The sequence below is a fragment of the Robertmurraya massiliosenegalensis JC6 genome (assembly GCF_000311725.1).
GTDB classification, from domain to species: Bacteria; Bacillota; Bacilli; order Bacillales; family Cytobacillaceae; genus Robertmurraya; species Robertmurraya massiliosenegalensis.
The window spans coordinates 661596-676788 of the sequence record NZ_HE978512.1 but is presented as its reverse complement, the minus strand read 5'-3'; the positions used below and the strand labels follow the sequence as shown (position 1 = coordinate 676788).

Genomic DNA, 15193 nt, shown 5'->3' with positions numbered 1-15193 from the left:
TAAATATGCATAAAGTTTAAAACGAGCTTGTGGTTGCAAGCTCGTTTAGTTTGTGTTTTTTGCCTCTTAAATAGTCACGGTGAACCGTATTATAAGTAAACGATATTCGACTAAAAGAAAAAAGCCGAAAATAGCAAGATTAAAGTCTTGTATATTTTTGGCTTTAATATATTTTGTTTAGATGAATCTTCTAACAATTCTTGCTTATCTTGAACAGTCTCAGTATAAAGGTAAAGTTTTTTTAAATAGTTTTAGAGAGGATGAATTTCAAATAAGTCAAACAGAGATTACTTTAGCTAACTAATGAAGTATTACCAGTGATGTATCAGTCTATAGAGTTATTTTTAGAAATGCAGACAGAAAATAACATGGTCAGAAAATATATTTCAAAAAATAAACATTTGCCTTCATCCGAATTGATTAAGCGATTATTTGAGATTTTCCCAAGCTTAGGGTATGGGGATACACAATATATGAAGTTGATTGATCAAATAAAGTGAATGAATAAATCGAAAGATATAATTATATTTCAATAATGAAACAATTTGTGTTCTCAGCTTAATATAAAGCCTTTAGATATTCCAGGAAGAACAACCTCATATGTAAGTGCGGTTACTAAATAAAAACATCTAGAACTTGAAAATAGACTTTTTTCTTTAACCGAAAATCATCTTAACTTATTTGGCGATATTTCGGATAAAAGTGTTTTGGACATTTGGTGTGGTAATGGGCATTCATTAAAATCACATGGCCAATGAATGGGGCAAAAGAGTTATGGAGATTAGACCTTACTTACGACAAAGCAAGTAACTTATTGTCAAGCTACAAGTTGATGTAAATTAATTTGAATCTCCAATGGAGAAATCTCTGGGCATTAAAGGTATCGTATGAACAGGCAGGTTAGTGAAAGGAGTAGTTTTATTTTAGTATGTATATATTTCTGAAAAGTTATGATATTATTAACTATTCTTAAATTGGAAAGGGGATAGTTCTATGTTTTGTCAATCACATCAATTGATATTGAAGTGATTTGTATGAGAAGGAGATATAAAATGGAACTAGAAACCAATAGATTAAAAATTATACCTTGTACGAAGGAAACTTATCAAATTGCTAAAAATCAAAATTATGATAATGGACCAGAAATTTCAACACATTTGGAGCAGTTAATTAGAGACCCTTCTTTATTGTATTGGGGGAGTTGGATTGTAGTTCGTAAATCAGACAATTTAGTAATTGGAGACATAGGTTTTAAAGGGAAACCAGATGGGAACAAAATGGTAGAGGTCGGATATGGTTTTCTTGAAAAGTATTGGAATAATGGCTACGCAACGGAAGCTATGAGTGCACTAATACAATGGGCATTCGATACAACTAAAGTAAAGAAAGTAAAAGCTGAAACAATGCAAGATAATTGTGGCTCAATTCGGGTATTAGAAAAACTAGGTATGAAAAAAATTGAGTATACAGAAACAATAATTAATTGGGAGTTATCAAATCAAATTGGATAATTACTTAAGGAATGTTATTGTACAGAGTAAACGATTTTGCACCTTTTGACGATTAGCAAATCTAAAACTCTCTTCATTCATGAAGGGGGGATTTGTGAGTTGGATCACATAAGGTGACAGGAGTTTTATGTGAAAAAACTTCTTAAAAAAGCTCAGATTTTTACTCTGAGCTTTTAATTAAATATCGCTTGTATTTTGTGCTAGTTATATTAATTTGAATTTTATGTATGTCCTTTGTGATGTGACGGTGAACTTTATTCTATTAAGATGAGAGATTACTGATTCCAAGAAACTTAGTTTATTTGTCATAATTTTTAGAGTTGTCCCTCCTAAATAAAGATACAATTTAATTTAGGAGGGGTTGTATATGTGGAAGCTATTTTTTCTATTAATTTTAACATTACACGGACTGATTCATTTTTTTGGATTTTTGAAGGCTTTTAGTTTAGCTGAAATAAGCCAACTGACACAAGAAATTTCAAAGCCCTTGGGCATAGTATGGTTATTAACTATGTTTCTTATGTTTTTTGTAGGCATCCTTGTAATAAATAATAAACATTGGGTTTGGATTCCTGCATTCATTGCAGTAGTGATATCGCAAATATTGATAATTGTCTCATGGCAAGATGCGAAATATGGAACCATTCCGAATTTAATCATTTTCATATTTGCTATTTTTTCATGTGCAACTTGGAATTTTTCTAGCCAGGTTGAAAAAGAAGTAGGCTTGCTTTTAGCAAAGTCAAATCAAACAGATATACCCATAGTAAATGAGCAAATGCTCAGTCCTTTACCGACACCTGTTAAACGGTGGTTGAACCATGTAGGAGTAATAGGTAAAGAGGAAATCCAATCTGCTTACTATGAGCAAATTGGACAGATGAAATTGAAACCTGATCAGAAAGCATGGTCCTCAGCTAAAATTGAGCAATACGTAACTGTTGATGCTCCTGGCTTTCTTTGGAAGGTAGATATGAAAATGAATTCTTTTTTTAATGTTGCTGGAAGAGATAAATTGCAGCAAGGAAAAGCACTCATGACTATAAAAATTGGCTCTCTTATACCGGTTGTGAATGTTGAGAATAATAAAAAGACAAATCAATCGACGATGCAAAGATATTTGATGGAATTACCCTGGTATCCATCTGCGGCACTGAGCCCTTATATTACCTGGGAAGAAGTAGACCAAAATACAGCCAAAGCAACCATGAATTATCAAGGGATTACAGGCATTGTTACGTTCTACTTTGATGAATCTGGCGATGTCGCAAAGGTAAGTGCTATGAGATATAAGGATGTGAATGAAGACTCCAAGTTAGTAGAATGTATTGCTGAAGCAAAAGCCTATCGTGACATGGATGGAATCAGAATACCAGTAAAGATGAATGTGACTTGGCAAATGGATGAGGGGCCATTTACTTGGTATAAGCTTGAAGTTATAAAGGTTAAATTTAATTTAAATTGAAATGGCTTGTATATCAGAAATACTCTAAATCAATCATGGGGATGATCCAGAGTTTAAATTTTTGCAGGGAAAGTTAAGTGAGGAAATAATTTGACGTTTGACGGAGATTAATTTAGAATGAGGGATATAATGTCGATGAGTTTAAACATTTGATTTGTTGTGGAGGATTATCATGACTGAGAAGCACAAGAATGAATCACTTTTAAAGAAAAAGGAGGCTTTTTATAACGAACTTAGAAAGAGTACTGAGATCTTTAAGGCACTAGCTGATCCAGTTAGGCAAGATATTTTACTGATGTTTATGGTATCGAAACGTCTTAATGTTTCGCAAATTGTTGAACAATCTCCTATGTCGAGACCGACTATTTCACATCACCTTAAAATAATGAAAATGGCAGGCATCTTAGATTCTAAAAAAGAAGCGACAGAAGTTTATTATTGGTTAACTGCTAACCATTCAACTGTGAAGCAGCTTAAAAAGATCGTGTCCAGTCTTGAAGAAATTGAAAATCATCAAGATAAAGAAAACGACAAAATATAGGGTGAAAAATTACTTTCTACGTTCAAAGAATCAGGACAAATTAGAAAGTATTATTTTTCGCTAAAACGTCGAAGTGTTTAAACATTTGATAAAAGGTGGAGAGAAAATGGTAAAGTATGAAAATAAAACAGCTTTAATTACGGGAGCTTCATCAGGTATAGGGGAAGTATTTGCATATGAACTCGCAAAAAGGCGATGTAACCTCGTTTTAGTTGCTCGTTCAAAAGATAAACTAGATCGTTTATCTAGTAAACTGGAGTCAGATTATCGTATAAAAGTAATCAGTTTACCGATGGATTTGACTAATCGTCATGCGCCCAAGTTAATATGGGATGCTCTAAAAGAGAGGGGGATTAGGATCGATATACTTGTGAATAATGCTGGAGCAGGAACGTTAGAACGCTTTCATCAAATCAACGAAGAACGGATAAACAATGAAATACAGCTAAATATTACTTCATTAACAGAACTAACACGTAGATTTCTTGAACCGATGATTAAAAGGAATAATGGGATTATTATAAATGTTGCATCTATGACAGCGTTTCAACCTGCTCCTTACATGGCTGTTTATGGTGCGACTAAATCTTATGTATTATCTTTTACACAAGCATTATGGGCTGAAAATAGGGAGAACGGGATCAAAATTTTAGCTCTATGTCCTGGTGAGACAAGAAGTTCTTTTCACACTTCATCTGGATCAGACCATTTAAAAGGAAATAGAATGGAACCAATTGAAGTAGTGAAAACGGCTTTTAAAGGAATAGAAAAAGGCAATAGTTATCAAATAGCTGGTAGAACAAACTATATTTTTTCCTTGTTTTCTCGCTTGCTTCCTAGAAAGACTGTACTAAACATCGCAGCGAACATGTTTAAGAAGTAAGGTACTTTGATGATGTTGATCAATTGAAATATTCTTTGTATAATTCATCCGTAATTTTTTGTGGACTTGTTCAGAGCGAAGTTTGATTTAAAAAAGCCGCTTAATTCATTGAGGAGAAAGTGCTTTAAGTGGTTTTTTGGTTTTAAATAGCTTATTGAATATGTATTTTATATATAAATCGCACACACGAAAGACCGTAGCAGCTTGTATCATAATCCTCGTTCTATACCACCTCATAAAATAGCTTTCTTCTCTTATATGATTCCCCTTATAGCAATTTTTCATTTTGTAATCTCTCTAGAAATAAAAAAAGGTTCCACAATTCGAAAAAATGTTTACTATTTAGAAGGTAGTATATCTAGTGCTTCTCAAGTTAAAAAACGAATGAATGCAACTCTAAACAATATAAATATTAGAACTTCAGGATGGAAGTGTTCGTTTTTAAATTTACCTTCGTACATTGTGAAATCGACTCGGACACATAAAAAACATACTCATAACTTAAGTTATGAATAAAACTGTCGCAAGAAATAAGGGAGTATAACATGAAAAAACGCGGGATCACTGTTAAATTATTCGCTGTAACAGCTTTATTCTTTTTGGTGTTTTACGCCATGATTTTGATATTACAGCTATTATTCTTTGATCGTTTTTATCAGCATCACAAAACGAAAGAGGCAGCAGAGTACATACATCAATTAGCAGAAGGGTATGAACAAAATTCTTGGAGTGAAGCGGAACTAACAAAACAGACACTTTCTTACATGAGGAAGACGAAAAGTCCGTTGACGATTGTCGATGCAGAAGGTTTCCAGTTGGTACAGGATCCGTTTATTATCATGCTGGAAACAGGAGATGGCAATGTTGTAGAGGTATCTCTTTCCTTACTCGTCACCCATTATGGAAAACAGATTCGAGCTTTGCATATCGCAGAGGGCGATATATTGATGGTGCAAGGAGAGGCAGATGCTGAAGTAGCTTCAGTCATTTATCCATCTGTTATTACGAAGAATGATGCTAGTGTCGGTGAAGACTTAGTAGAGAACGAAGTGACAATCGAAGGAAAAGTAAAAAGTATTTCACTGCCTAAGGCTGGGATGATCGAAAGAGGACTAGGAATTCTCTACGATGCGCTGTTGGAATGGTTTCCATTAAAGGAAGAGCAGATCAAGCAGCTTTCCAAAGGGGAAAGTTTGCAGCTGGATTGGGTGGAGCCATGGAGTGGTAAACATAATTTAGTACTCATTGAGCCGATTAAAAAAGATGACGAAATGCAATTTATGTTATCTGTCACATCGCTTCAAGAAATCAGAGAAACCAATGAAGCACTTCAACATTTTTATGTATATATCGGAATAGCGGGCTTCGTTCTCATTCTTTTGCTTTCGCTATTCTTTTCCCGTATTGTAAGCAGACCGCTGATTAAGCTAAATGAAATGGCTAAAAAAATGGTACATTTAGACTTTTCAACGGTGAAACCGATTAAGCAGAAAGATGAATTGGGGAGCCTTTCAAACAATATGCTTGTTATGGCAAAAAATCTCGATGTCGCATTAAATGATTTGAAACAAGCCAATGGAAAGCTAAAGCAAGATGTGGAAAAACGTGTGCAGATGGAAAAGGAACAGCGTGAATTTTTTGAGCATGCATCACATGAACTGAAGACACCGCTTAGCATCGTTAAAAGCTTCGCTGAAGGCCTACAGGATGGCGTTAATCCGGATAAGCAAGACCACTATGTAGAAGTGATTATTGAAGAGTCAGAAAAGATGGAAGTGCTGATTACAGATATGCTGGATTTGGCTAAGTTGGAGAACGGTGCCATTAAGCTAAGAAAAACATCTTTTCTACTCAGTGAAATGATAGAGAACTTAGCTGATAAATTATTCTATATCGCAAAGAAGAAAGATGTCCTAATTGAAATCCTACCGAAGAATGAACAGCATATTTTGGCCGATTATGAGTGGCTGGAACGAGTGATGCAAAATCTTCTTATAAATGCGGTCCGGCATAGTGAGCCCAATTCTGTCATTGTCATTCGAATTGAATTAGATCAGGAAAACGGTAGGGTTGTGTTCAAAATTGAAAACAAAGGTACGCAAATACCAGAAGAGCAACTGGATAAAATCTGGAGACGTTTCTATCGGACCGAATCTTCTCGGAGCCGAATGACGGGCGGTACAGGATTAGGACTGGCAATTGTTCAGCAAATATTAGATTTACATGGATTTCAATACGGGGCCGAAAATATGCCTGACGGTGTGCGTTTCTATATCCTTTTTAAGTAATAGGACTAATTTCTTATGAGGACACATGAAAGACATATATCCTTGTTAATATTTAGAAATTGGAAGGAAGATTCACGATGGGGAAGAAAGTGGTGCTTGTCGAGGATGAAGTACGAATTCGAGAAGTGGTAGCAGATTATTTCAAAAAGGACGGCTGGGAAGTGTATGAAGCGGATAATGGCAGCAGTGGTATCGACTGGTTTGATGCTATAATTCCGGATTTAATCATTCTCGATATTATGATGCCACAAATGGACGGGTTTGCTGTTACCAAGCACGTTCGAATGAGGTCAGGAGTACCCATTATTCTACTAACAGCAAAATCTAGTGACGATGATAAAATTCATGGGTTTGAACTTGGAGCTGATGATTATGTAACGAAGCCATTCAGTCCAAGAGTGTTAGTAGCACGTGCTAATTCTTTAATGAAACGAGTAACTGAACAATATTTGCCAACTGGTCATATGCTTAGCTTCGGTGAAGCAACCATTAATACGAAGTCCCATCAGCTTCAGCTTGAGGGTCAACAAGTCGAATTGACACCAAAGGAATATGAATTATTGTTGTTCTTGATTCAGCATAAAAATAATGTTCTTTCTCGTGAAACCATCTTGAACCATGTATGGGGGCTGGATTTTGATGGTGATAGTCGTGTTGTTGATACCCATATTAAAAAGCTCAGAGCTAAATTAGGCTGTGAATCCCATCATATCCGTACTGTGATAGGAACTGGCTATAAATTTGAATAAAAGAAGAGAGAAAATGAATAAGCTTAAACAACTGTTTAAGAGCACTGGTGTCCGGTTTGCTTTACATACTAGTTTTTATTTGGCAATCCTAATTACCTTGTTCTTTATGTACGGTTTCCATACAGCCAATACAGGCAACTATATTTATAATGATTTTTAAATGGAGTAGATACTTTAAATGAAACTTTTAAGATGGATTGCGCAGCATGCGGCAAGAAACCCCGAACAGATCGCGTTTCGTACAGAGGACAAAGCGCTTAACTATAAAAAACTATGGAGCAGATCGAGCAGGCTAGCAAGTTTTATACAAGCCATCCAGCTCGAGCGGCAGACTCCAGTTGTCGTGTATGGTCATATGGGAATGGATATGCCAGTGTCATTCCTTGCCTGTGCACAGGCTGGACATCCTTATATACCGGTTGATACGTCCATCCCAATGGAACGAGTTCGTCTAATCGTAGAAAAATCTGGTGCAGGTTTGGTCATTAATACAACTGATAACATGCTGGATTTTGAACATGTCATGGTTTTAGACATGCAGGTACTGGAACTCGTACTAGAACAAGGAGAGCTTATTAGTGATGAATACTGGATTAAGTCAGATGAAGTTTTTTATATCATTTATACATCCGGAAGTACTGGTAATCCCAAAGGTGTGCAAATAACTGCAGCAAATTTACAATCTTTTACCGATTGGATGACAGGTGACTTTCCGTTAGGTCAAGGCAAGGTGTTCTTGAACCAAGCGCCTTTCTCATTTGATCTGTCTGTCATGGACTTTTACCCATCGCTTCAGAGCGGGGGTACCATTCATACATTGGAGAAAGAAGTCATCAATAAGCCAAAGCTTTTGTTTGAGAATTTAAGTCATTCTGGATTACAAATATGGACTTCAACGCCATCCTTTGTACAAATGTGTTTTCCAAATCCAGATTTTAATCAAACGATGCTTCCTGATCTTGAGGTATTCCTTTTTTGTGGGGAGGTCCTACCTTTAGCTGTAGCCAAAGAGCTGAAAGAACGTTTTCCAAGTGCAAGGATTTTTAATACGTATGGTCCTACAGAAGCAACAGTAGCTGTGACGTCTATTGAAATTCAGGAAGATTTGCTTGCAAAAGAGAAAGCACTACCAGTGGGCTATCCAAAATTTGATATGCGTATTCTCGTTGTGGATGAATCGGGTAATCCGCTTGCTGAAGGAGAAAAAGGGGAGCTTATCCTTGTGGGGCCAAGTGTCTCAAAAGGCTATCTGGGTGAACCGTTGCTGACAGAAAATGCATTCGGGATGATAGACGGAATGAAGGCCTATCGTACCGGAGACGCCGGTTTTATTCAGGACGGATTGGTGTACTGCTTGGGCAGACTGGATTATCAAATTAAACTTCATGGCTACCGAATGGAGTTGGAGGAGATTGAGTTCCACCTTAATCAGTCTAAGTATATTAAGGCTGCCATTATTATCCCTTATGCACCAAACGAGGAAATTGAATACTTGATTGCGGCGGTGGTACCAGCGGAACATAACTTTGAGAAGGAGTACCAATTGACTGCTGCGATTCGAAAGGATCTTGCTTTACACTTACCAGCATATATGATCCCGCGTAAGTTCACGTATCATACGGCTATTCCAATGACGATGAATGGAAAAGCAGACCGTAAGAAAATGCAGGAAGAGGTATTTGCATGACCCCATATAGCTCATTCCTTTTCTTTATCATTCTAGGTATTTTGCTGTTGCCAACGATGATTCTCGGCATAATGGGCAAGCGCCTGCGTTATTACAATGTGTTCGTCACCATTGTTGTATTGGCTATTATATTTTCTGGAGGAAACGAAGGCTTCTTCTCGTTAGTAGTCTTTAGCATCTTTCAGGTTGTACTCGTAAAAGGCTATATCACGTATCGTCGGGTAAAGAATATCAGTCTCGTATTCTATATAATTAGTTTTCTGTCGATTCTGCCTTTGATTTTATTGAAGGTATTGCCGATTTTGGCAGTGGATAATTGGGCAAGCTTTCTAGGGATCTCCTATCTGACATTCCGAGCGGTCCAAATTATTATGGAAACAAGAGATGGATTGATTAAGGAGCAGATCTCGACTTTTCAGCTTGTCAATTTTATGCTGTTTTACCCAACGATTTCATCAGGTCCGATTGATCGCTTCCGCCGATTTCAAAAGGATGAAGAAAAGCACTGGACAAAAGAGGAGTACAAGGGACTGCTTTATAAAGGGATTAATAAAATCTTCCTTGGTTTTTTATATAAATTTATCATTGGTTATAGCATCAATACGTACTTCATTATGAATCTAGATTATATAGCGGATGGTCAGATCACGAAGGAACTGTTGTATATGTACAGTTATAGCTTATACCTATTTTTCGACTTTGCCGGCTATACGGCATTTGCGGTCGGAGTTAGTTATATTATGGGAATCCGATCACCGGAGAACTTTAATAAGCCCTTCATTAGCCGCAACATCAAGGATTTCTGGAACAGATGGCATATGTCACTGTCATTCTGGTTCCGTGATTATGTATTCATGCGCTTCGTCTTTCTAATGAAGAAGAAAAAATGGATACAGAACAAAATGCTCGTTTCGAATTTAGGTTATATCCTACTGTTTTTGCTGATGGGAGTATGGCATGGATTGGCGATTCAGTACATCATGTATGGAGCCTACCATGCTTTGATGATGACCGGATTTAACTTCTTCGAGAGCTGGAATAAAAAACATAAACGCTGGCCAACAGGAAGAGCAATGACAATGGTATCAATCGTCATCACTTTTCATGTCGTTTGTTTCGGTTTTTATCTGTTTTCCGGCAGACCATTTCAATAAAAGGGGAATGTAAATATGGATTTTAAAGAGAAGGTACTACAAATTATTGCAGAAGTTTGTGAAGATGATGTTGTGAAAGAAGAGCATGATTTGGATATATTTGAGGCAGGATTGATGGATTCATTTGCGACAGTGGAATTACTTGTTCAATTCGAGGAGCAGCTTGATATTAATGTACCAATAACGGAGTTTGACCGAGATACATGGAATACACCCAATGCTATCGTTGAGCGTCTAAATGAGCTGAAATAATGAAGAAGAAGTATCTGTTTGGGCCAATCATACTTGCATTGGTCCTATTTACAGGGGTCGTATTCATACCTGAATCATGGCTGGCCAAATTAATTCCAGCAGATCGTTTGGAAGAATCAGCTATCAGTATGGAGCCAAATATGTTTCAAGGAACCTATTTGCAAAGTGAAATGCTCAAAAGTTCTACGTATGTCCCGATCTATGGTTCTTCTGAATTGTCGCGCTGGGATCCATTTCATCCATCGAATTATTTCGAAACGAATGATGCAGCCTTTACACCTTATTTAATTGGAAAAGGCGGAATGACCTCTATTATTCATGACTTAAACTTTGCAACGCATGCCAAACAATTGAAGAACAAGCAGATGGTCATTATCGTATCGCCGCAGTGGTTTGTCAAGAATGGTACAGACGAGCAGCATTTTTCACCCAATTATTCCTCACTGCAAGCGTACCAGCTTCCTTTCAATAAGGAAGTGGACGAGCAGGTGAAACGGAAATTGATGCAACGTTTACAACAGTACGATGCAGTCAAGAACGATACGATCCTTTCTCAACTTTACAATGCGTATCTGAATGACAAAAAGGTGATGTTTCATGCCTTATCAGTTCCTGCAAAGGCTTATATATCGATTCTTAAGAAAAAAGATATGTATTTCACCATTCTGATGGATAAACCAACGAATCGTTATCAGTCAGATGAAGTGAAGGACAAGACTTGGGAGGAGTTACGGGCACAAGCCGCTACATATGGCGAAGAAAGGACGCAACATTCCCGCTTTTATATTGATGATAGAGTGTATAAACATCGGAACGACTACATCAAGAGCATGGAAGGAAAGAACAAAAGACATTCCTATGCAGAATCGCTAGAATACGATGATTTCCAACTGATGCTTGATATTCTCAAAGAATCAGATGCTAAACCACTGTTTGTCATTATCCCCGTGAATGGGGCGTATTATGATTACACAGGCTTTCCTAAAAAAGGACGTCAAGACTACTACTCTCGTATTAAGAAGCAGATTAGTGATAGTGACTTTACTTATGCCGACTATTCCGACCATGAATACGATCCGTATTTTATGCGTGACACGATTCATATTGGTTGGAAAGGTTGGGTATATTTAAATGAGGATTTGCAGAAGTTCCTCGAATAACAGTAGGACGACTCATCTAATAGGTGGGTCGTCTTTGTATGTGATATACATCATGATGAAAGATAATATGGATTTTATCTCTATTGTCTCTGTTGACCATGATTTACCCGAAAAAGTGGTGCAACAGAGACAGCTGCACTTATCCTTATACTGCGAACAATGTTTCGCCAACTAGTAAATTGTTGAAATGTAATAAATGAGATTGAAATCAATAGTATTTCAATTACAATTTATTTATGAATAAATATTCTTAACTGCGTTTTAGTGTAGAATGTGGTTTAATGATATATTCATAGTAAGTTGAAATGAATAACTTGCAAAATAATTTGTAGATGGTGGCTTTAATGATGATGGAAAATAGAAATACCTATATATATAATTCACACCAAAGATGTCTTAATCGAAACATGAAACCGCATGTTTTTTCGGCGCCTAAGGATAAATTGTCAGAAAGAGAGTTAGAACAAAAGAAAACTAAGCTCGCTGAAACTATCTCTGTAGCAAGAACATTCATGACGAAGTTAATAGCTGAATTGGATGGGACAGCCGTTGTTATCGTTATTACTGATCATGAAGGTTACATGATAGAGATGTACGGAGATGAAATGATTAAGGGGCAAATTGAATCTTTAGGTTTATCTACCGGAATTAGATTAAAGGAAGAAGAGGCGGGAACAAATAGTATTGAAATGGCATTAAAAATAGGACAATCAGCCCAACTCATTGGACCAGATCATTTCTTTCAATGTTTACATGAAAGTGCTTGTTTCTCTGTACCATTTTATTCCTCTGGGAAGATAAGTGGAACGATTTCGGTAATGATGGCTGCTCATCACGCATCTTCTTTCCATGTAGGATTACTTCAGTCTGCTGTAGATTCGATCGAACGAGAGGTTAGAGTAAAGAAGCAAAATAAGAGACTATTAGTCTTGAATCAAGTGCTTATGGAGAACAGTCGAAACGGGGTCGTTTTAGCCAATGAGGACGGAAAAATAGTCGAAATAAACCCTTTTGCTGAGAACGTTTTAGCTTGCAAAAAAGAAGATATTTGTAATCGTCAAATTACAGAAGTAGCTGTTATCGGAGAGTACATGGGGGATGTGTTAAGAGGTCATAATAAGTACGAAGATGTAGAAATATCGATAGCCAATAAAACGTATCTATTTGACTCATTTCCCATCTATGATGAATCCAATCAAATAAACGGAGCATTTGGCCAGTTTAGAGATATTACAGAAAGACTTGTTTTGGAAAGACAACTGATGCTAAGTGAGAAATTGTCAGCAATAGGGAAAATAAGTGCCGGACTTGCTCATGAGATTCGAAATCCACTAACATCCATCATTGGTTTATTAGTAGTTCTTAAAGAAAGTTTAAGAACGGGTAACGATAAGCAAAAAGAATATTTTAGAATCATGTTTAGTGAATTAGAAAGAATAAAAAATCTTGTTCAGCAATTTGTGATGATGGCAAAACCTGATCAAAAAGAAATCTCGAAATCTAGTGTAAGCATACATGCCCTTATCGAAGATATTTTGACGTTAATGGAGAATGATTTTAGAAATAAAAATATTAAGATTCATTATCATGCTTCTTATAAAGAAAAGGTTCAAATAGATAAGGATAAAATGAAGCAGGTCTTTCTAAATATTCTACAGAACGCCTATGATGCAATTGAGTTTGAGGGGAATATATCAATTGATATTCAGCAGAGTCATCTAGATAATGGGATTGAAATCGGGATTAAAGACGATGGATTTGGAATGGATCAAAATACGTTAGACAAACTTTCTGTTCCTTTTCATTCAACGAAGAAAAACGGATTAGGTCTAGGATTATCGTTAAGCTATAATATTATTGAATTGCATAATGGAAGAATCAAAGTAGAAAGTGAACAAGGAAAAGGGACTATTTTTACCATATGGTTGCCTCTATCTTAACATCAATGAAATCAAAAAAAGTAACAGCACCTTCTAATTGGATGGAGAGGTGCTGTTTACGGTTAGTATTCGCCTTTAATGACAAAAAACGATCCACGAATGGTTCCGGCTAGTTTAGACCTCTGCCTACTAAACTTAAACTTTCCGTCTAATGCCTTTGGAACTTCCATCCCTATAGGTCCTATTTTGTTCATTTATAAAAAAGTAAACCCGAAGATTACGATGTATACAACTATCGGCTGCATCTACCTTTATTTTTATTACCTATTAAAAAATAATCCGTTTTTAGTAAAGTATCTATTTATGTGGTTAGCTCTTCCGTTAAGTGCTATTTATCAAAGCTACCAATTGGTAGTGATGGGTGGCATTGCTTCGATTATTCTTACCTTTTATTCATATTTTTATCTTCGCACTGAGATTTTTCCGAATGTTAGTACGGAGGATTTGGTTTACTTTGTGATGTTCGGAATATTTACGACAACATTTTTATTAACCTTTATTTTTAAAATAAAAGAGGCAAACAATAAGCTTAAGCAACTGGCCTATAAAGACCCTTTAACTGGGGCTGCGAATCGCTTATTACTAAAGGAGAGGTTTTCTTTATTAAAAGAGAAAAAAGTTCAATCAATCGCATTATTATTTATTGATATGAACGGTTTTAAACGAACAAACGATACCTATGGACACGAAGTTGGGGATCAATTACTGGCAAAGACGGTATCTAGGTTAAATGAGTTATTGAGTAATAAAGACTTACTTTGCCGATTAGGTGGAGATGAATTTGTCATTTTATCATCCAATGTCGATATGTCTAATGTAGAAAATCTAATAGAGCGCATTCAAGATGCACTAGAAGAGCCTATACTATTAACGGAACAAACGATAAAAGTGTCAGGGAGTATCGGGTGGTCATACACAGCAGATGTACCTGATGCAAATTTAGAAAACATGATTAAAGAAGCAGATAAGGCAATGTACAGAGTAAAGAGACCAAGGATGTAAAATAAGATTCGTGTGATTTTTAGGAGTGGGGGAATAAAAAGGGTATAATGAATTAGTATAAATATAAAAAGAGGAAGTGTGCTTCAATGATTAACATAACGATTCCAAAAGCGGATGTTACCATTACAAAAAAGGACCATCCAGAGCTTAGTAATATTTATGGTTTTACAGATTTCCACCTCATCACCAGGGATAAGGGCGGTATCTTTATGTTTTATAACAATAATGATGAGCTACTGTTTGTAGGAAAAGCTAGGAAGTTAAGGCAACGAATTAAAAAACATTTTGAAGATACGGTATCTCCAATGAAAATGCACAGAGACGAAGTGACGAAAATCGCCGTCTGTATCGTGGATGATCCTGTGCATAGAGAAATTTATGAAACCTATATCATTAACAAATTAAAAGCTAAGTATAATATAGATAAAGTATTCTTTCGCTGATCGTTGATTCACGATAAAGCGATCTCTTCTGATTGAAGGAAGGAAAATACAAGTACCGGGCAAGTAGTGCAATATGCCCGGTTTTTTTGTGTTTCCGGAATTATTGGAGAAAGTTCCG

The 15193-nt window shown here is 36.3% G+C and carries 14 protein-coding genes and 2 pseudogenes; 15 read left to right on the top strand and 1 reads right to left on the bottom strand.

What is annotated here, in order from left to right; genetic code table 11:
- Nucleotides 1–156: 156 nt before the first annotated feature.
- From BMSHG_RS29070 to BMSHG_RS09525, 13 genes and pseudogenes are all read left to right on the top strand, one after another.
- Nucleotides 157–500: pseudogene (locus BMSHG_RS29070) on the top strand (AraC family transcriptional regulator); the annotation flags it as partial.
- A 552-nt stretch (nt 501–1052) separates the two neighbouring features.
- Complete coding sequence (locus tag BMSHG_RS09575) at nt 1053–1511, top strand: GNAT family N-acetyltransferase (RefSeq protein ID WP_019154233.1); 459 nt, start codon at nt 1053–1055, stop codon at nt 1509–1511.
- 367 nt (nt 1512–1878) lie between these two features.
- On the top strand, nt 1879–2976 hold the full coding sequence (locus BMSHG_RS09570; RefSeq protein ID WP_019154232.1) for a DUF6920 family protein: 1098 nt from the start codon (nt 1879–1881) through the stop codon (nt 2974–2976).
- Nucleotides 2977–3148: 172 nt separating this feature from the next.
- Complete coding sequence (locus BMSHG_RS09565) at nt 3149–3517, top strand: ArsR/SmtB family transcription factor (protein ID WP_019154231.1); 369 nt, start codon at nt 3149–3151, stop codon at nt 3515–3517.
- A gap of 106 nt (nt 3518–3623) precedes the next feature.
- Nucleotides 3624–4400: an SDR family NAD(P)-dependent oxidoreductase gene (locus BMSHG_RS09560; protein WP_019154230.1), complete on the top strand. Its 777-nt coding sequence runs from the start codon at nt 3624–3626 to the stop codon at nt 4398–4400.
- A 545-nt stretch (nt 4401–4945) separates the two neighbouring features.
- Nucleotides 4946–6688: a sensor histidine kinase gene (locus tag BMSHG_RS09555; protein ID WP_019154229.1), complete on the top strand. Its 1743-nt coding sequence runs from the start codon at nt 4946–4948 to the stop codon at nt 6686–6688.
- Nucleotides 6689–6765: 77 nt separating this feature from the next.
- Nucleotides 6766–7437, top strand: a complete 672-nt coding sequence (locus BMSHG_RS09550) for a response regulator transcription factor (protein WP_019154228.1) — start codon at nt 6766–6768, stop codon at nt 7435–7437.
- 13 nt (nt 7438–7450) lie between these two features.
- Nucleotides 7451–7597, top strand: coding sequence for a teichoic acid D-Ala incorporation-associated protein DltX (locus tag BMSHG_RS27485; RefSeq protein WP_083879334.1), 147 nt, complete (start codon nt 7451–7453; stop codon nt 7595–7597).
- An 18-nt stretch (nt 7598–7615) separates the two neighbouring features.
- Complete coding sequence (gene dltA, locus BMSHG_RS09545; RefSeq protein ID WP_019154227.1) at nt 7616–9124, top strand: D-alanine--poly(phosphoribitol) ligase subunit DltA; 1509 nt, start codon at nt 7616–7618, stop codon at nt 9122–9124.
- The gene (dltB, locus tag BMSHG_RS09540; protein WP_019154226.1) at nt 9121–10278 is read left to right on the top strand and encodes a D-alanyl-lipoteichoic acid biosynthesis protein DltB; all 1158 of its coding nucleotides are present in this window, start codon (nt 9121–9123) and stop codon (nt 10276–10278) included. The genes dltA and dltB overlap by 4 nt, the downstream gene beginning before the upstream one ends.
- A gap of 15 nt (nt 10279–10293) precedes the next feature.
- Complete coding sequence (gene dltC, locus BMSHG_RS09535) at nt 10294–10530, top strand: D-alanine--poly(phosphoribitol) ligase subunit DltC (RefSeq protein WP_019154225.1); 237 nt, start codon at nt 10294–10296, stop codon at nt 10528–10530.
- A complete protein-coding gene (dltD, locus tag BMSHG_RS09530) occupies nt 10530–11690 on the top strand; it encodes a D-alanyl-lipoteichoic acid biosynthesis protein DltD (protein ID WP_019154224.1) in 1161 nt (386 codons plus the stop codon). Before dltC ends, dltD begins: the two co-directional genes overlap by 1 nt.
- A gap of 347 nt (nt 11691–12037) precedes the next feature.
- On the top strand, nt 12038–13630 hold the full coding sequence (locus tag BMSHG_RS09525) for an ATP-binding protein (RefSeq protein ID WP_019154223.1): 1593 nt from the start codon (nt 12038–12040) through the stop codon (nt 13628–13630).
- 62 nt (nt 13631–13692) lie between these two features.
- Here BMSHG_RS09525 and BMSHG_RS29065 read toward each other — a convergent pair.
- Nucleotides 13693–13803, bottom strand: a pseudogene (locus BMSHG_RS29065) (phage tail protein); the annotation flags it as partial.
- A gap of 49 nt (nt 13804–13852) precedes the next feature.
- Here BMSHG_RS29065 and BMSHG_RS29060 point away from each other — a divergent pair.
- Together BMSHG_RS29060 and BMSHG_RS09515 are read left to right on the top strand one after the other, a co-directional pair.
- Nucleotides 13853–14632 (top strand): GGDEF domain-containing protein, encoded by a 780-nt coding sequence (locus tag BMSHG_RS29060; RefSeq protein WP_316245663.1) that lies wholly within the window; start codon nt 13853–13855, stop codon nt 14630–14632.
- Between the two features lie 86 nt (nt 14633–14718).
- Nucleotides 14719–15075 (top strand): nucleotide excision repair endonuclease, encoded by a 357-nt coding sequence (locus BMSHG_RS09515; RefSeq protein ID WP_019154221.1) that lies wholly within the window; start codon nt 14719–14721, stop codon nt 15073–15075.
- The last annotated feature ends 118 nt before the right edge of the window (nt 15076–15193 follow it).